14 protein-coding genes are annotated in these 16,502 nt (G+C 72.0%); 11 read left to right on the top strand and 3 right to left on the bottom strand.

The window, feature by feature from the left end; translation table 11 throughout:
* Nucleotides 1-24: 24 nt before the first annotated feature.
* Nucleotides 25-690: an RNA polymerase sigma factor gene (locus ACGFYP_RS19800; protein ID WP_393494847.1), complete on the top strand. Its 666-nt coding sequence runs from the start codon at nucleotides 25-27 to the stop codon at nucleotides 688-690.
* Nucleotides 690-1,778: a hypothetical protein gene (locus ACGFYP_RS19795; RefSeq protein WP_393494845.1), complete on the top strand. Its 1,089-nt coding sequence runs from the start codon at nucleotides 690-692 to the stop codon at nucleotides 1,776-1,778. Before ACGFYP_RS19800 ends, ACGFYP_RS19795 begins: the two co-directional genes overlap by 1 nt.
* A 157-nt stretch (nucleotides 1,779-1,935) precedes the next feature.
* Here the strand turns inward: ACGFYP_RS19795 and ACGFYP_RS19790 are convergent, their stop codons facing one another.
* The gene (locus tag ACGFYP_RS19790; protein WP_393494842.1) at nucleotides 1,936-2,787 is read right to left on the bottom strand and encodes a L,D-transpeptidase family protein; all 852 of its coding nucleotides are present in this window, start codon (nucleotides 2,785-2,787) and stop codon (nucleotides 1,936-1,938) included.
* 173 nt (nucleotides 2,788-2,960) lie between these two features.
* On the opposite strand from ACGFYP_RS19790, the gene ACGFYP_RS19785 reads away from it, so the two are divergent.
* The 3 genes from ACGFYP_RS19785 to ACGFYP_RS19775 all read left to right on the top strand — a co-directional run bounded on the left by ACGFYP_RS19785 (nucleotide 2,961) and on the right by ACGFYP_RS19775 (nucleotide 6,160).
* Nucleotides 2,961-4,541, top strand: coding sequence for a methylmalonyl-CoA mutase (locus ACGFYP_RS19785; protein ID WP_393494839.1), 1,581 nt, complete (start codon nucleotides 2,961-2,963; stop codon nucleotides 4,539-4,541).
* 100 nt (nucleotides 4,542-4,641) lie between these two features.
* Complete coding sequence (leuE, locus tag ACGFYP_RS19780; protein WP_393494836.1) at nucleotides 4,642-5,298, top strand: leucine efflux protein LeuE; 657 nt, start codon at nucleotides 4,642-4,644, stop codon at nucleotides 5,296-5,298.
* Nucleotides 5,299-5,335: 37 nt separating this feature from the next.
* Nucleotides 5,336-6,160, top strand: coding sequence for a MerR family transcriptional regulator (locus ACGFYP_RS19775; protein WP_393494833.1), 825 nt, complete (start codon nucleotides 5,336-5,338; stop codon nucleotides 6,158-6,160).
* A gap of 213 nt (nucleotides 6,161-6,373) precedes the next feature.
* Here ACGFYP_RS19775 and ACGFYP_RS19770 read toward each other — a convergent pair whose 3' ends face one another.
* Together ACGFYP_RS19770 and ACGFYP_RS19765 are read right to left on the bottom strand one after the other, a co-directional pair.
* Nucleotides 6,374-7,687 carry an alpha-2,8-polysialyltransferase family protein gene (locus tag ACGFYP_RS19770; protein WP_393494830.1) on the bottom strand — a complete coding sequence of 438 codons (1,314 nt, stop codon included), beginning with the start codon at nucleotides 7,685-7,687 and terminating at the stop codon, nucleotides 6,374-6,376.
* Nucleotides 7,684-8,682: a glycosyltransferase family 2 protein gene (locus tag ACGFYP_RS19765; protein ID WP_393494827.1), complete on the bottom strand. Its 999-nt coding sequence runs from the start codon at nucleotides 8,680-8,682 to the stop codon at nucleotides 7,684-7,686. The genes ACGFYP_RS19770 and ACGFYP_RS19765 overlap by 4 nt, the downstream gene beginning before the upstream one ends.
* 187 nt (nucleotides 8,683-8,869) lie before the next feature.
* Between ACGFYP_RS19765 and ACGFYP_RS19760 the strand changes: the two genes are divergently transcribed.
* From ACGFYP_RS19760 to ACGFYP_RS19735, 6 genes are all read left to right on the top strand, one after another.
* The gene (locus tag ACGFYP_RS19760) at nucleotides 8,870-10,138 is read left to right on the top strand and encodes a DUF6716 putative glycosyltransferase (RefSeq protein ID WP_393494824.1); all 1,269 of its coding nucleotides are present in this window, start codon (nucleotides 8,870-8,872) and stop codon (nucleotides 10,136-10,138) included.
* Complete coding sequence (locus tag ACGFYP_RS19755; protein ID WP_361967566.1) at nucleotides 10,138-11,319, top strand: acylneuraminate cytidylyltransferase; 1,182 nt, start codon at nucleotides 10,138-10,140, stop codon at nucleotides 11,317-11,319. The genes ACGFYP_RS19760 and ACGFYP_RS19755 overlap by 1 nt, the downstream gene beginning before the upstream one ends.
* Before the next feature lie 14 nt (nucleotides 11,320-11,333).
* Nucleotides 11,334-12,227 (top strand): N-acetylneuraminate synthase family protein, encoded by an 894-nt coding sequence (locus ACGFYP_RS19750; protein WP_393494820.1) that lies wholly within the window; start codon nucleotides 11,334-11,336, stop codon nucleotides 12,225-12,227.
* A 455-nt stretch (nucleotides 12,228-12,682) separates the two neighbouring features.
* Nucleotides 12,683-13,684: a hypothetical protein gene (locus tag ACGFYP_RS19745; RefSeq protein ID WP_393495080.1), complete on the top strand. Its 1,002-nt coding sequence runs from the start codon at nucleotides 12,683-12,685 to the stop codon at nucleotides 13,682-13,684.
* Nucleotides 13,685-13,800: 116 nt separating this feature from the next.
* Complete coding sequence (locus ACGFYP_RS19740) at nucleotides 13,801-15,021, top strand: M20 family metallopeptidase (RefSeq protein WP_393494817.1); 1,221 nt, start codon at nucleotides 13,801-13,803, stop codon at nucleotides 15,019-15,021.
* Nucleotides 15,022-15,314: 293 nt separating this feature from the next.
* The gene (locus tag ACGFYP_RS19735) at nucleotides 15,315-16,352 is read left to right on the top strand and encodes a BMP family protein (RefSeq protein ID WP_393494815.1); all 1,038 of its coding nucleotides are present in this window, start codon (nucleotides 15,315-15,317) and stop codon (nucleotides 16,350-16,352) included.
* The last annotated feature ends 150 nt before the right edge of the window (nucleotides 16,353-16,502 follow it).

The raw sequence follows: 16,502 nt of genomic DNA, 5'->3' as shown, positions 1-16,502 counted from the left end.
CCGTGATGACGAACAGGGTGGGGAGTGCTGGGGGAGGACGCGGAGCTGACAGCCGCGGTGCTCGCTGCGCAGGACGGGAACGAAGACGCCTTCCGTACTGTGTACCGCGCCGTGCATCCCCGGCTGCTGGGCTATCTGCGCTCGCTCGTCGGTGACGCCGACGCCGAGGACGTCGCTTCCGAGTCCTGGCTCCAGATAGCCCGCGACCTCGACCGCTTCAGCGGCGACGCCGACCGCTTCCGTGGCTGGGCGGCCAGGATCGCCCGCAACCGGGCACTCGACCACATCCGGATGCGCGGCAGACGCCCCGCCGCCAGTGGCGACGAGACCGAACTCACCGACAAACCCGCCGACTCCGACACCGCGGACGAGGCACTGGAAGCACTCGCCACCGGCGACACCATGCATCTGATCGCCCAACTTCCGCAGGACCAGGCCGAGGCCGTGGTCCTGCGCGTCGTGGTCGGCCTGGACGCCAAGAGCGCCGCCGACACCCTCGGGAAGCGCCCCGGAGCGGTACGCACCGCGGCCCACCGAGGCCTGAAGCGGCTCGCCGAGCTCCTCGGCGTCGAGGGCGACGGCGCCGCCGCCCCCCTCGGGGGCGTACCGCCGCAGCGCGGTCGCAGACCGGGGGCCCAGGCCCCCGGGGGTGTGACGCAATCGCGCGCGCGGACGCAGAAGGACATGTGATGGCCGACGAGCGGTACCCATGGCTCGACCAGGAGGCCGCGGAGCGGTTGCTGCGCGGCGAGCCGGTCGACGCCGTCGACGATCACACCCGTGCCGAGGCCGAGTGGCTGGCCAGGGCCCTCGCCGAGGCCCGCCCCGCCCCCCTGGCCCATGCGACGGAGACCGAACTCCCGGGGGAGGCGGCCGCCCTGGCCGCCTTCCGCAAGGCCGCCGCCGAGCGCGGCCGGGCCGTGCGTTCCGCTGCCCACGCCTCGCACGCCCCGCCCGCCCCACAGGCCTCCGTGTCCGCCGTCGCCGAACTCGACGCGGTACGGATCACCCAGGCGCAGGCCGCCCGGCGCTGGGGCCGCTCGCTGCGGTACGGCCTCGCGGCCGCGGTCGCCGCCGTGGCGGTCGGCGGGGTCGCCGTCGCCTCGGGCACGGGCATGCTGCCGTTCACCGCGGACGGTCCGGCTCCCGCCGGTTCCGTCTCGGCGGCGGACACCGCCGGCCCGATCTCCTCCCACTCCCCGGCCCCCTCGGGGTCGGCGGGCCCGCACGTCGACGCGGTCCCGCCGGGGTCGCCGCCCGCCGGCGACCCCAGCGCGCCCGGGGCGTCCCCGTCGCCCTCCGTCACCTCCGCGCCCCCGGCCACGGCCGGCTCCGGCGGCGGTACGGGAGAGTCGGGCGGTACGGGTGGCAAGGGCGGTACGGGCGACGCGACCCCGGAGCCGGGGAAGAGCACCGAACCGGCGGGCCGGGGCGGCGAGTTCTCCGGCGCCAAGCTCACCAAGGCCTGCCAGGACTTCCGTGCCGGACGCCTCGACGCCACCGTCAAGAGCCGGCTCGCGAAGTCGGCCCGTACCGGAGAGACCGTGCGTCGCTTCTGCGACCGCGTCCTGGCCGACCCCGCCCGCTCGGGCGGAGACGGCGACGGCAGGGGCGACGACTCCTCGGGCGACGGCGGGGGCGAAGGCGAACGAACGGGTTCCTGGGGCCGGGGCGACCGGTGGGACGACGGCCGCGCCAAGACCCGCACCCTCGCCCGCTCCACCGGTCCCGCCGTCCTCGGGGACCGCGTCGGAGTCCCCTCGATGAACACGGTGTGACACTTTTCGGCCCGGCGACGCAGTACCTAGTGAGCCGACTGGTCATCGGCCGCGCGTGAGCCGGGGTTCCCCCCGTACCTTCGGCTCCGCGCACCCGGCGCGGGTGGGACACGTTCCCCCGGTCCCACCCGCGCCCCTTACCTCCCGTACCTGGTGACTACCAGTGCACGACGACCTTGTCGCCGACCTTCACCTGGTCGAAGAGCGCGGAGAGCTTCCCCCGGTCCCGGACGTTGACGCAGCCGTGCGAGCCGCCGTTGTAGCCCCGGGCCGCGAAGTCCGACGAGTAGTGCACCGCCTGGCCCCGGCTGAAGTACATCGAGTACGGCATCGGTGTGTGGTAGAGCTTCGACCAGTCGTTCCGCACCTTGCGGTCGACCTGGAAGATGCCCTCGCGGGTCGGGGTGTTCTCCGAGCCGAAGCGGACGTCCATCGACGAGACGACCTTGCCGTCGATCATCCACGCCAGCGTGCGGGTCTCCTTGCTGATGCACAGCACCCGGCCCGTCATGCAGCGCGGGTCCGGAGTGTCCAGCGTGTTGGTGGTGGCCGGCTTCAGCTCACCGGCCGTCGGCTTGCGGGTCATCGCCGTCAGCTTCTGCCAGGTGACCTCGTCCACCGAGCCGGACTGCGGCAGCTCCCGCTTCTTCTGGAACGCCTTGACGGCGCTGCCCGTGATCGAGCCGTAGAAGCCGGTGGGCGCCCGGTCGAAGTAGCCGATCTGGCGCAGCCGCGCCTGCAGCTCGCGCACCTTCTCGTTCTCGTCGCCGTCCTTCATCAGGACCTTGCCGACCGGCTGCGCGGAGGTGGGGGAGGCGCTGGGCGTGGCGGACGGCTTGTCGTCCGTCGTCGGCGTGCCGCTGGGGGACGTCGTCGGCTCTTCCGTGGCCGGGGCGGAGGCGGAGGTCGACGGCTTCCCGCCGGTCGAAGGCGAGGCGCTGGAGCCCCCCGAGCCTCCGGCCGCCTGGGCCGTACAGCCCGTGGCGATCGCCACGGCGACCGTGGCCATGAGTGCCCTGCGTATGACTGCTCTGCGTATGACGGAAGAACGGCGCATCTGTAGCCCCCCGGGAATCAGCTTGTGTACCTCTTGGATGCTTCCCGCGCGCCCTTGGTTGCGCACCGGGCGGCAGCCCGGACCATGCTGTGACATAAGCGAGATCTCAACGAGAGGCGCGACGCATGGTGCGCGAGTCGGAGTCGGGACTGCCCATCGAGCCGGTCTACGGCCCGGAGGCATTGGCCGGGTGGGACCCCGCCGAGAAACTGGGCGAACCGGGCGCCTACCCCTTCACGCGCGGGGTGTACCCGACCATGTACACCGGCCGGCCCTGGACGATGCGGCAGTACGCGGGTTTCGGCACCGCCGTCGAGTCCAACGCCCGCTACCGGCAGCTGATCGCGAACGGCACGACGGGCCTCTCCGTCGCCTTCGACCTGCCGACGCAGATGGGGCACGACTCGGACGCGCCGATCGCGCACGGCGAGGTCGGCAAGGTCGGTGTCGCCATCGACTCGATCGACGACATGCGGGTGCTGTTCGACGGGATCCCGCTGGGCGAGGTCTCCACGTCGATGACCATCAACGCGCCCGCCGCCCTCCTCCTGCTCCTCTACCAGCTCGTGGGCGAGGAACAGGGCGTCCCGGCCGACCGTCTTACGGGCACGATCCAGAACGACGTGCTCAAGGAGTACATCGCGCGCGGCACGTACATCTTCCCGCCCAAGCCCTCGCTGCGGCTGATCGCCGACATCTTCAAGTACTGCGGCGCCGAGATCCCCAAGTGGAACATGATCTCGATCTCCGGCTACCACATGGCCGAGGCCGGTGCCTCGCCCGCGCAGGAGATCGCGTTCACCCTCGCCGACGGCATCGAGTACGTCCGTACCGCCGTCGCCGCCGGCATGGACGTGGACGACTTCGCGCCCCGGCTCTCCTTCTTCTTCGTGGCCCGGACGACGATCCTGGAGGAGGTCGCCAAGTTCCGGGCGGCCCGCCGGATCTGGGCGCGGGTGATGCGGGAGGAGTTCGGCGCGCGGAACCCCAAGTCGCTGATGCTCCGCTTCCACACCCAGACCGCGGGCGTGCAGCTCACCGCGCAGCAGCCCGAGGTCAATCTCGTACGGGTGGCCGTCCAGGGCCTCGCGGCCGTCCTCGGCGGTACGCAGTCCCTGCACACCAACTCCTTCGACGAGGCCATCGCCCTGCCGACGGACAAGTCCGCCCGCCTCGCCCTGCGGACGCAGCAGGTGCTCGCCTACGAGACGGACGTCACCGCCACCGTCGACCCGTTCGCCGGCTCGTACGTCGTGGAGCGGATGACGGACGACGTCGAGGCCGCCGCCCTTGAGCTGATGCGGAAGGTCGAGGAGCTGGGCGGGGCGGTCGAAGCGATCGAACACGGCTTCCAGAAGGGCGAGATCGAACACTCCGCGTACCGGATCGCGCAGCAGACCGACAGCGGGGAGCGGGTCGTCGTCGGCGTCAACCGCTACGCGATCGACGTCGAGGAGCCGTACGAGCCGCTGCGCGTCGACCCGGCGATCGAGGCCCAGCAGGCGGAGCGCCTCGCGAGGCTCCGCGCCGAGCGCGACGGGGCGGCCGTGGACGCGGCGCTCGCCGAACTGAAGCGGGCGGCGGCGGGCACGGAGAACGTCCTCCACCCGATGAAGGACGCGCTCAGGGCGCGGGCGACGGTCGGCGAGGTCTGCGACGCGCTGCGGGAGGTCTGGGGCACGTACGTCCCGACGGACGCGTTCTGAGGGGGGTGCGGCGCCGCGTACCCACCGGGCTCGCGTTCTGATCTTCCGCGATGCGAAACGTGGGAGCGGGTTGTCGTACCCCCGTGCGACACTCCGTTTCATGCTGGGTGTCACCGATCTTCCGACCTATCTCGTGGGCCTCGTCCTCATCATCCTGCTGCCGGGGCCGAACTCGCTGTACGTGCTGTCCGTCGCCGCCCGCAAGGGCACGCGGACCGGGTACAAGGCCGCCGCCGGCGTCTTCACCGGCGACGCGATCCTGATGACGCTGGCCGCGCTCGGCGCCGCCTCGCTGCTCCGGACCACGCCCCTGCTCTTCATGATCGTGAAGTACGCGGGCGCGGGCTATCTGGCGTGGATGGCGTACGGGATGATGCGCTCGGCCTGGTCGATGTGGCGGGGCCGGAACGAGGTGCTCGACGAGGAGAGCGGACAGGCCCCGGCCGCCGCGGGGGAGAACCCGTACCGCAGGGCGCTGATCATCAGCCTCTTCAACCCGAAGGCGATCCTCTTCCTGATCTCCTTCTTCGTGCAGTTCGTGGACCCCGGGTACGCCTACCCGGCGCTCTCCTTCCTGGTGCTCGGCACCCTGATGGAGGTCGGCAGCTTCCTCTACCTCACGATGCTGATATTCGGCGGCACCCGGCTCGCCGCCGCCTTCCGCCGCCGCAAGCGCCTCTCGGCGGGCGCGACCACCGCCGCGGGCGCCCTCTTCCTCGGCTTCGCCGCGAAGCTCTCCCTCAGCAGCGCCGCTTGACCCTGACACCGTGTGAGGCGGTGGCGTAGGAGTCGTCATGTTCACCATCGGAGACTTCGCCCGGCACGGGCGGGTGTCGGTCCGCATGCTGCGCCACTACGACGCCATCGGACTGCTGCGCCCGGCCCATGTCGACCCGCACAGCGGCTACCGCTTCTACGAGGCGGACCAGCTCGCCCGGCTCAACCGTGTCATCGCGCTCAAGGAGCTCGGCTTCACCCTCGAACAGGTGGGGTCGATCCTCGACGAACAGATCGGCGCGGAGGAGCTGCGCGGCATGCTGCGGCTGCGCCAGGCCGAGCTGGAGACGGCCCTGGCGGAGGCGGCGGGACGGCTGGCCCAGGTCGGCGCGCGGCTCCGAGCCATCGAGAGCGAGGGGCACATGCCCACGCAGGACGTCGTGATCAAGAGGATTCCACCGGTGCGGCTCGCCGAGCTGAGCGGGGTGGCCGCCGGGTTCGGCCCCGGCGAGATCGGCCCCGTCATCCAGCCGCTGTACGAGGAGCTGTGCGCGCGCCTGGAGGCGGCGGGCGTCACCGGGTTCGGCCCGGGGATCGCGTACTACGAGGACGCGGGGCGGGGCGACGGCTCGATCGTCGTCCACGCGGGGATGACCGTCCCTGCCGGTACGGAGGAGGTGGCCGGCGTCGACGTCGTCGTGCTGCCCGGCCTGGACGAGGCGGCGACCGTCGTCCACCGGGGGCCGATGGAGGAGCTCCTCCCCACGGTCCAGACCCTGGCGACCTGGATCGACGCCAACGGCTACCGCTCGACGGGGTACTCCCGCGAGCTGTACCTGGAGGTCCCGGAGGACCGCGCCAAGTGGGTGACCGAGCTCCAGGAGCCCGTCGCCCGCGCGTAGCGCGGACACCCGCGCCCGGCGCTCGCCCGCGCCCGGCGGACACCCGCGCCCGGCGGACACCCGCGCCCGGCGGACACCCGCGCCCGGCGGACACCCGCGCCCGGCGCTCGCCCGCGCCCCGCGCCCGGCGCTCGCCCGCGCCCGGCGCGAACGACCAGGAGGGGCCCGCTCGGACGCTCGTCCGGGCGGGCCGCTTCCGCTTCACCTACGCCCTCACCTCGCCAGCGCCTTCTTCAGCTTCAGGGCGCGGCGGGCGAGTCGGCGGACCTTCGGGTGGCGGGGGACCGGGATGCCGCCCGGGAGGCCCAGGACGGTGAGGCGGCGGCGCTTGAAGTAGTGCCGCGTCCGCTCCGCGAGCGGGCCCGAGAGATGACGGACCGCCGCACCCCGCAGATCCGGCCGGATCTTCGGCTGCATCGCGAAGCCGACCGCCGCTACCAGGCCCGCGAGAGCCTCCGCGTCCGGCGCCTGCGCCGTCGCGCCCTCGGCCTCCAGGTCCGGGACGAGCGCGTCGACGAGGGTCGCTGGGACGCGGTTGCTGTTCTGGAACGGGGTCAGCCGCTCGAGGAGCATCCGGGTGCCGACCCGCGCCACCGGGATCCCGTAGAAGGCGTGCGCCGTCATCAGCGCCGTCGAGAAGCAGCCCACCACAAGGGCGGGACGCTGCTCCCGGTACACCACCTCGGCTAGCACCGGCCGGTCGAGGACGGTCAGTTCGGCGCCGAGCGCCTCCGCCTCCCGGGCGAGCCGCCGCGTCCAGGCGTCCGGCGCCGTGGGGTGCGGCTTGAAGACGAGCCGCCGGTGCCCGCGCGCGATCGCGCCCCGGACCATCCGTACGTGCAGCTCCTCCTCCTCGGCCGGGGTGAGCAGCGAGAGCGCCGCCAGGTACTGGCCGAGCAGCAGCGCCGGGCCTTCCTCGTCGGCGGCCGGGCTCGCCGGGCCCGCCAGCTCCGCGACCACCTTGGTGAACGCCTCCGTCGGCACCACCTCCACCGTCGGCCCGAACTCGCCGAGCAGCAGCGGCGCGAGCCCCGGCACCAGGTCGAGGTGGAGCAGCCGCCGTACCCGGTCGCCGACCAGCGGGTCGATCTTGTTACGGGTGGGGCCGTAGCTCATCAGGCCGTCGGCGTACACATCGAGCGCCGCCTCGGGGAACAGCCGCGCGATCGTCAGCGCCGGCGCCACCTGCACGGACTCCAGGGCGATCTCGATCCGGTCGTCACCGAGGTCCCACAGCAGCCGCAGATGGCGTTCGAGCAGCGGTACGTCGTCCCCGCGCGGCGACCAGCCCGCCGGGTGGAGCGGCTCGATCGCCTCGTTCCACGAGAGCACCTCGTCGAAGCGCCCCCGCAGCCGGTCGAAGCCGGGCATCTCGTCGAGGGCGGGCGTGGTCTCCGGTACCGCCGCGTTGTTGCCGACGAGCAGCAGCCGGCGGTCGGCCGGGCCGAAGCAGCCACTGTCCAGGGCGGCGGCCAGCGTCGTCGCACCGTACAGGGTGGAGGCGTAGAAGATCTGAGTGGTCCTCACGCGGCGCCCCCCGAGCCCGCGGTCCGGTCGAGGGAACCCGCGCGGCGCCTGCGCAGCTTGCGCAGGGCGCCCGCCCGTTCCTCGTCCATCGAGGACAACGCCTCGTCCAGCACGTCCTGAGGCATGCGCCGCAGCGCCGCCGCACTCATCGAGCGCAATTTCTTCGCCACCGCCGGTTCGAATCGTTCAATGGAGGAGACGTGGTGCGAAATGAGCGCGCAATACGTACGGACGGCTTTGGGGAGAAGTCGGTCCGCGTCCACGTCGTTCGCTGTTTCCTCGATCACCTGGTCGAAGGCCCGGATGAAATCGAGCCGGCGAATATCGCCGATCTGTGTGAGAGAAGTGGAGACACCGCGGCGGTAGAAGATTCCGAGCGTGCTCACCGCCGCGAAGGACTCCGCCTCACGGTGCAGCTTCCAGATCCACGGCCGGTCCTCCGCCGTCCGCAGACCGTGGGTGAAGTGGAGCAGTCCGCGGTCGAGCAGCCGCCGGTGGTACATGCCCGCCCAGGCGTACGGGTAGTCGACGGAGGTCGTCCGGTGGGCCGGCAGGATCGCGTCCCGGGGACGCAGCACCTCGTTCCTGCGTGCGACGGGGACGCGCTTCACCGACCGGACCCGGCCCGTGTTCACCACGTGGTCGGTGCGCAGGAAGTCGCAGCCGAGCCCGTCCATGGCCGCCACGAGCCGCGTCAGATGGCCGGGGGCGAGCCAGTCGTCGCCGTCGAGGAAGGCGAGGTACTCGCCCCTGGCGGCGTCGAGACCGGTGTTGCGCGCCGTGGCAAGACCCTCGTTCTTCTCGTGTCGGAGCAGGACGGCCCCCGGGATCTCGCGCCCGGCCCGCTCGAGGATCTCCGGCGTTCCGTCCGTCGAGCAGTCGTCGACCAGAAGGAATTCGAAGTCCTCGCGGGCATTCGCACGCAGGCTTGTCAGGGTGTCGGGGGCATATGTCTGCACGTTGAAGAACGGCACGACGACGGAGAGCTTGACCACCCGGCCGACGCTAGGCGCCGGTCCGGCCTTCGTTCTGGCCGGAAGAGGGATGTTCGGTGAACACGAAGAGGCGGGAGCCTTAACCGCCCCCGATCCCGACCGTTTTCAGCGTGCGGAGATGCTCTGTTCACCGTTTGTTGTGTCTCAGTTGGGCCAGCGAACGGAATGCCTATCTAGCGTCCTCGACGTGCCAGCAAGTACCCATGAACGAGTACGCATTGCCGTACTCGCCGACTCCGACACCCGGTGGAAATGGGGCGCGCTCACCGCGCGTCGTATAGCGGCTTCCGAGCCCACCGGATTCGTTCTGCGAGGTCGGGCCACTCCCACCGCGCGCCAGCTCGCCGAGACCGGGGTGTCCGACACGCCCCCGCGCGAGGTGACGGGCACGGAGTTCCTTCGTGAGGTACGCGACGGAGGGTACGACCTCGTCGTGCTCGCCCTCGTCGGCGGCACGGTCCGCGCGGTCCTCCAGGGGATCGCCGACCTGGGCCTCGAACGCCGCCCGGTCGTCGTCACCGGCTACGTCGGAGTCGTCTACGAGAAGCTCGCCGACGGTCTCCTGCTGCGCCACGGCGCCGACGTCGTCCTCGCCAACTCCCGCCACGACGCGGAGCGTTTCCGCGCCGTGTACGAAGGAGTGGGCGCCGGCGCCTCCTCGGTGGTGGAGGCCGCGCTGCCGTTCCTCGGCGGTGCGCCCTACGCCCCCGAGGCCGGCCGGGACACCCTCGTCTTCGCCGCACAGCCGTCCGTGCCGGTCACCCGCGCCGACCGGGCGTACCTGCTCCGCAGGCTCGTCGACCACGCCAGGCTCCACCCGGGGCGGGAGGTGCTGCTCAAGCTCCGCTCCAAGCCGGGCGAGCACACCACCCACCTGGAGGAGCTGCCGTACCAGAAGCTGGTGCGCGACCTGGACACCCCGCCCAACTTCCGCCTGGTCTACGGGCACATGGGCGAGGTCCTGGACCGCACCGACCTGCTGGTCACGGTCTCCTCCACGGCCGCCCTCGAAGCGCTCCACCGGCGGATCCCCACGGCGATCCTCAGCGACATGGGCGTCCGTGAGGTCCTCGGCAACCACCACTTCATCGGCTCGGGGCTGCTGACCTCCTTCGACCGGCTCGACGCGGACGTCCGCCCGACGCCGGACGAGGAGTGGCTCGCCCGCCAGGGCGTCGCGTCCGACGGCGGGTACGAGAAGTCCTTCGACGCGGCCCGTGGTCGGGTCGCCGAACTGCTCGCGGGCCCCCCGCTGCCCCCGATCGACCCCTACTACACAGCGGAGACCGCCCCCGGGTACCTGCCCGGGATCCTCGCCCGCCACCGCCTGGACGTGACCGCGCCGGAGACCCGCGACAGCGGGCTGCGCCGGATCGTCCGGGAGGCGGCGCGGGGCGCGTACCGCCACGGCGTCCAGCGCGTGGCACCCGTCATCCGCCGTCTTGGAGAACTCTGATGACCACGACCGTGCTTGCCGTCATCCCGGCGCGGGGCGGTTCCAAGGGCGTCCCCGCCAAGAACCTCGTCCCGGTCGCCGGCGTCCCGCTGGTCTCCCGCGCGGTCCGCGCCTGCCTCGGCGCCCGTGTGGTCACCGACGTCGTCGTCTCCACGGACGACGCGGCGATCGCCTCGGCGGCCCGCGCCGCCGGCGCGGAGGCGATCCACCGCCCGGCGGCCATCGCGGGCGACACCGCGACCAGCGAGTCGGCGGTGCTGCACGCGATGGACGCCTTCGAGGCGACGAGCGGCCGCCGCGTGGACGTGGTCCTCCTCGTCCAGTGCACGAGCCCCTTCATCACGGCGGACGAGGTCAACGAGGCCGCCGAGCGGGTCGCCTCGGGCGTGGCCGACACCGCCCTGACGGTGTCCCCGAGCCACGGCTTCCTGTGGCGGGAGACCCGCGACGGCGGCACAGGCGTCAACCACGACAAGGCCTTCCGCCCCCGCCGTCAGGACCGCGAGCCCGAGTACCTGGAGACCGGCGCCGTCTACGCGATGGCCGCCGAGGGCTTCCGTACCCACACGCACCGCTTCTTCGGCCGCACCGAGCTCGTCGTCACCGACCCCCTGCGGGTCCTGGAGATCGACGACCCGCACGACCTGGCCCGCGCCAAGGCGCTCGCGCCGCTGCTCGACACCCCGGTCACGCCCGGCTTCGACGAGATCGACGCCGTGGTCCTCGACTTCGACGGCACGCAGACCGACGACCGCGTCCACCTCGACTCGGAGGGCCACGAGTTCGTCTCCGCGCACCGCGGCGACGGCCTGGGCATCGCCGCCCTGCGCCGCGCCGGCATGCCGGTCCTGATCCTCTCGACCGAGCAGAACGCCGTCGTCGCCGCCCGCGCCCGCAAGCTCCAGATCCCCGTCCTGCACGGCATCGACCGCAAGGACCTGGCCCTCAAGCAGTGGTGCGAGGACCAGGGCATCGACCCGCAGCGCGTGCTCTACGCCGGCAACGACGTCAACGACCTGCCGTGCTTCCACCTCGTCGGCTGGCCCGTCGCGGTGGCGAGCGCGCACGACTCCGTACGGGCCGCCGCCCGTGCGGTGACCCTCACCCCCGGTGGCTCCGGAGCCGTCCGCGAGATCGCGGCCTGGCTTCTCGGACCCGAGCTCCTCTCCCCCAACTCCTAAGGAACACCACGCACATGAACACGCGCACTCGCTCTTTCGGCAGCAAGACCGCGGGCCCCGGCCACCCCGTCTACGTCACCGGTGAGATCGGCATCAACCACAACGGTGACCTGGAGAACGCCCTGGCGCTCGTCGACGTGGCCGCCGAGGCCGGCTGCGACGCCGTGAAGTTCCAGAAGCGCACGCCCGAGATCTGCACCCCGCGCGACCAGTGGGACATCGAGCGCGACACCCCCTGGGGCCGGATGACCTACATCGACTACCGCCACCGCGTGGAGTTCGGCGAGGACGAGTACCGCGCCATCGACGAGCACTGCAAGAAGCGCGGCATCGACTGGTTCGCCTCCCCGTGGGACACCGAGGCCGTCGCGTTCCTGGAGAAGTTCGACGTCCCGGCCCACAAGGTCGCCTCCGCCTCCCTCACCGACGACGAGCTGCTGCGCGCCCTGCGCGACACCGGCCGTACGGTCATCCTCTCCACCGGCATGTCGACGCCGAAGCAGATCCGTCACGCGGTCGAGGTCCTCGGCTCGGACAACATCCTGCTCTGCCACGCGACGTCCACGTACCCGGCGAAGGCCGAGGAGCTCAACCTCCGCGTGATCAACACGCTGAAGGAGGAGTACCCGAACGTCCCGATCGGCTACTCCGGCCACGAGACGGGCCTGCAGACCACGCTGGCCGCCGTCGCCCTCGGCGCCACGTTCGTCGAGCGTCACATCACCCTTGACCGCGCCATGTGGGGCTCCGACCAGGCCGCGTCCGTCGAGCCGCAGGGCCTGCAGCGCCTGGTCCGCGACATCCGCACGATCGAGGCCGCGCTCGGTGACGGCGTCAAGAAGGTCTACGAGTCGGAGCTCGGCCCGATGAAGAAGCTCCGCCGGGTCCAGGGGTCTGTCGCCGCATGACCGGCCGGCTGGCGTTCGTCGAGAGCCCTGTCCAGCTCCTGAACGTCCTGGAGTGGGCTCACGCCCAGTCCCTCACCGTCGGGGGCACGACCGCCCCCGACGGCCGGGGGGCCGCGATACACGCGGCCACGCCGCCCCTCACCGGGCCGGCGGTGTCCGACGCGCGGAGCATCGGCACGGCCGTGACCGACGCCGGCGGCGCGCGCACCGCCCGTGCCGCCGACGGCCGGGCGGCCACCGGCTCCTCCTCCGCCGGTCCGGTCGCCGACGCGGCCACCGAACGCGCGCAGGGCTCCACTCCCGCCGGCTCCCCCGGCCCTCAGGGCTCCCACGGCCCTGACGGCCACGAAGCCCCGGCCACCGGCGACAGCCGGGTGACCGCCGGGCCCGTCGGCGGCGGCGAGCCCGCCTTCGTCGACGGCACGGACGCCCACGACGACGGCGGCGCGGTCCCCGTGTCCGTCGTGCCCGTCGTCCCCGCTCGGACCGAGCTCACGCTTGTCGTGCTCTCGCCGACCGACCCGATGTCGCGCGGCCAGCTGCGCCGGATGGCGCAGCTGGCCCGCGACGACGGGTTCACCGTCCGCTGGCAGGACGCCCGCGGCGGACGCGGCTCGCTCGCGCGGACCCTGCGGGAGCTCGCCCCGCTCCTGCGCTCCGCGGAGCGGGTGATCGTCGGGGACCCGTTCTCCCGCTACGTCCAGCTGCTGCTGACCCTCTTCGCGCCCAAGCACCTCACCGTCGTCGACGACGGCACCGCCACCATGGAGTACGCCGCCCAACTGGCCCGTGGCGAACGCCTCGTGCGCTGGCACCGGCGCGGCAGCCGGGGGGCGCGCGAGCTCGTGCTCGCCCCGGTCACCGCCGCCGCCCGCCGCAAGCTCGCCCCCAACCGGCGCCGTACGGTCGAGATCTTCACCTCGCTCCCGGTCGAGCCGCCGCCCGGCACCACCGTGACCGCCAACACCTTCGCCTGGACCCGGTCCCGCTTCGGCCCGCCCCGGATCACCAAGGGCGCCGACCTGGTCGGGACCTCGCTGGTCGAGACGGGTGTGGTCGACGCCGACCGGTACGCCCTCGCCGTCGCCGAGCTGGCCCGCACCCACGGCGCGACCCGCTACTTCGCGCACCGCAGGGAGTCCACCGAGAAGCTGCACCGGATCGCGGTGGAGACCGGTCTGGAGATCGTCCGGCCCGACCTGCCGCTGGAGCTGATCGCCCGGCGCGGCCCCATCGGCCGTACGGTGGTCAGTTTTCCCTCGACGGTCGTGCACACCCTGCCGCTCGCCCTGGTCGGCACCGGGGTCAAGGTCGCCGTCTGCGAGATCGCGCCCGAGTGGCTCAAGGAGAACACCTCCCCGCGGGCCCAGGGCTTCCTCGCCGGGGTCACGGGCACGGCGGCGCACGAGGTCGACCGCCTCACCGCCCAGTCCACACAACGGCTCGAATTCGGGTGAGCTTACCCACAAGGGATGGTCATCAAGCCTGGCGAACCGAGATTCTTTCCCCTATCGGGCTGAACTTTTCGTGATCAACGGGCAGTTGATCTCTGAAGGGGCCTACCCTTCAAAAGGTGAACCAGTTGAAGTCCCGTGAGCCCGGCTCCGTCGCTCTGCCCGGAACGCTGTCCGCCTCGCTGCGCGCCGAACTGATCGCCTTCCGCCGCGACTTGCACATGCACCCCGAGCTCGGCAACCAGGAGTTCCGTACGACCGCGGCCCTGAAGGCGCGCCTGGAGGCCGCCGGACTCGCGCCGAAGGTCCTCGCGACGGGCACGGGACTCGTCTGTGACATCGGCACCTGGGACCGGGGGCGGCCGATGCTGGCGATTCGCGCCGACATCGACGCGCTGCCCATCCCGGACGTCAAGACCGTCGCGTACCGCTCCACCGTGCCCAACCGGGCGCACGCATGTGGACACGACGTCCACACCACCACCGTCCTCGGCGCCGGGCTCGTCCTCGCCGAGCTCGACCGGCAGGGGCTGCTCCCCAACGCCGTCCGGCTGATCTTCCAGCCCGCCGAGGAGGTGCTGCCCGGCGGCGCCGCCGACGCCATCGAGTCCGGCGTCCTGGACGGCGTCGGCCGGATCATCGCCGTGCACTGCGACCCGAAGGTGGACGCCGGCCGGATCGGGCTGCGCCCAGGCCCCATCACCTCCGCCTGCGACCGGCTCGAAGTCACCCTCGACGGCCCCGGCGGCCACACGGCCCGCCCGCACCTCACCACCGACCTGGTCACCGCCGCCGCCCGGATCGCCACCGACGTACCCGCGCTGCTCGCCCGTCGCGTCGACGCCCGCTCCGGCCTCGCGGTCACCTGGGGCCGGATCGAGGCCGGTCACGCCTGCAACGTCATCCCGCAGCACGCCGAGCTCTCCGGCACCGTCCGCTGCCTCGACCTGCCGGGCTGGCGCGACGCCCCGGACCTGGTGCACGCGGCGATCGACGAGATCGCCACCCTGCACCGCGCCAAGTCGACCATCAACTACGTGCGCGGCGTCCCGCCGGTCGTCAACGACCCGGTCATCACCGAGCTGCTCCGCGACGCCATGACCGCCCGGCGCGGCTTGTATGCGATCGAGGACACCGAGCAGAGCCTCGGCGGCGAGGACTTCTCCTGGTATCTGGAGCACGTCCCGGGCGCCATGGCCCGGCTCGGCGTCCGCGCCCCCGGCGACACGACACGCCGGGACCTGCACGCGGGTGACTTCGACGTGGACGAGGAGGCGATCGAGGTCGGTGTCGAGCTCTTCACCGCCGCCGCCCTGATCGACGCCGCGCCGAAGCGCTGACCGCCGGGCCCCGCGGGTCGGGCCCGGACGGCCGAAACGCCGTTCATCCATTCGGCCCAACGGCCCGCGCGTCGCCGCGCGGGCCGCACCCGAACCCCCGTACCGCCGCGTATAACCGGCGGTGCCGGGTCGATCGCCCCAGGTGGTCCCGCCTCGCGGCCCCTCTGGCCGGTTCGCGACGATCCGATAACGACTCATGAACGGGTCTTTAACTGACATCTACGCGCGTTACGATCCACGCGAAACCAGCGCCGGAAGAGGCGCTTTCGGTCAGTCTCGAAGGGACCCTCCTCTTGCGCCGGGTATCCAAGATCGTTTCCGCGTCCATCGCGACTGCGGCCCTCGCTCTCACCGCGACCGCTTGCGGTGAGTCGTCCACCGAGTCCAGCTCCGACTCGGGCACCATCAAGGTCGGCATGGCCTACGACGTCGGCGGCCGTGGCGACAACTCCTTCAACGACTCCGCCGCGCGCGGTCTCGACAAGGCCAAGGCCGACCTCGGCGTCGAGACCAAGGAGCTCACCGCCAAGACCGGTGAGACCCCGGCCGACCGTGAGCAGCGCCTCGCCTCCCTGGCCGAGGGCGGCTTCAACCCCGTCATCGGTGTCGGCTTCGCCTACAAGGACGCGATCGACAAGGTCGCGGCCAAGTACCCGAAGGTCACCTTCGGCCTGGTCGACTCGGTCTCCGAGGCGAAGAACGTCGACTCCATCGTCTTCACCGAGGAGCAGGGCTCGTACCTCGCCGGTGTCGCGGCGGCGCTCAAGTCCAAGGACGGCAAGATCGGCTTCATCGGCGGCGTCGACATCCCGCTGATCAAGAAGTTCGCCGCCGGCTTCCAGCAGGGCGTCAAGGACACGAAGCCGAACGCCTCGGTCCAGATCCAGTACCTGTCCACCGGCACGGACATGTCCGGCTTCGGCGCCCCCGACAAGGGCAAGGCCGCCGCCAAGGGCATGCTCGACAAGGGCATCGACGTCATCTACGCCGCCGCGGGCGGCTCGGGCGCCGGCGCCATCGAGGCCGTCGCCGCGAAGCCGGGCACCTGGGCGATCGGCGTCGACTCGGACCAGGCCAAGGACCCGGCCCTGTCCAAGTACGCCGGCTCGATCCTGACCTCGGTCGTCAAGAACGTCGACACCGGTGTCTTCGAGCTCATCAAGTCCGTCCAGGACGGCAAGCCGATGACCGGCACGCACGTCTACTCCCTGGCCGAGAACGGCGTCTCGCTGACCACCACGGGTGACCACCTCAAGGACATCCAGGCCCAGATCGACGAGGCCAAGAAGAAGATCGTCGACGGCCAGATCAAGGTCAACACGACCCTCTGACGTCCGTCGGAGGGGGCCCGGAGAGCGGCTTCGGCCGACACTCCGGGCCCCCTTCACACGTCTGCCTGCGGGCAGTTGAACGATTTTCCAAAAGCTACGCGCGTAGCGCCCGCTGTACAGGGTATTTTTCGCCACCGACAGCGCCTGCGC

The sequence above is a fragment of the Streptomyces sp. NPDC048370 genome (genome assembly GCF_043200825.1).
GTDB lineage: Bacteria > Actinomycetota > Actinomycetes > Streptomycetales > Streptomycetaceae > Streptomyces.
The sequence above is the reverse complement of the archived record's forward strand: the minus strand, read 5'-3'. Positions and strand labels throughout refer to the sequence as shown.

Bases quoted from the DNA above. Each gene is read 5' to 3' on its own strand.
- ACGFYP_RS19795 (WP_393494845.1), top strand. From the start codon at position 690: ATGGCCGACGAGCGGTACCCATGGCTCGACCAGGAGGCCGCGGAGCGG.
- leuE (WP_393494836.1), top strand. From the start codon at position 4,642: ATGCTGGGTGTCACCGATCTTCCGACCTATCTCGTGGGCCTCGTCCTC.
- ACGFYP_RS19750 (WP_393494820.1), top strand. From the start codon at position 11,334: ATGAACACGCGCACTCGCTCTTTCGGCAGCAAGACCGCGGGCCCCGGC.
- ACGFYP_RS19775 (WP_393494833.1), top strand. From the start codon at position 5,336: ATGTTCACCATCGGAGACTTCGCCCGGCACGGGCGGGTGTCGGTCCGC.
- ACGFYP_RS19785 (WP_393494839.1), top strand. From the start codon at position 2,961: ATGGTGCGCGAGTCGGAGTCGGGACTGCCCATCGAGCCGGTCTACGGC.
- ACGFYP_RS19755 (WP_361967566.1), top strand. From the start codon at position 10,138: ATGACCACGACCGTGCTTGCCGTCATCCCGGCGCGGGGCGGTTCCAAG.
- ACGFYP_RS19790 (WP_393494842.1), bottom strand. From the start codon at position 2,787: ATGGCCACGGTCGCCGTGGCGATCGCCACGGGCTGTACGGCCCAGGCG.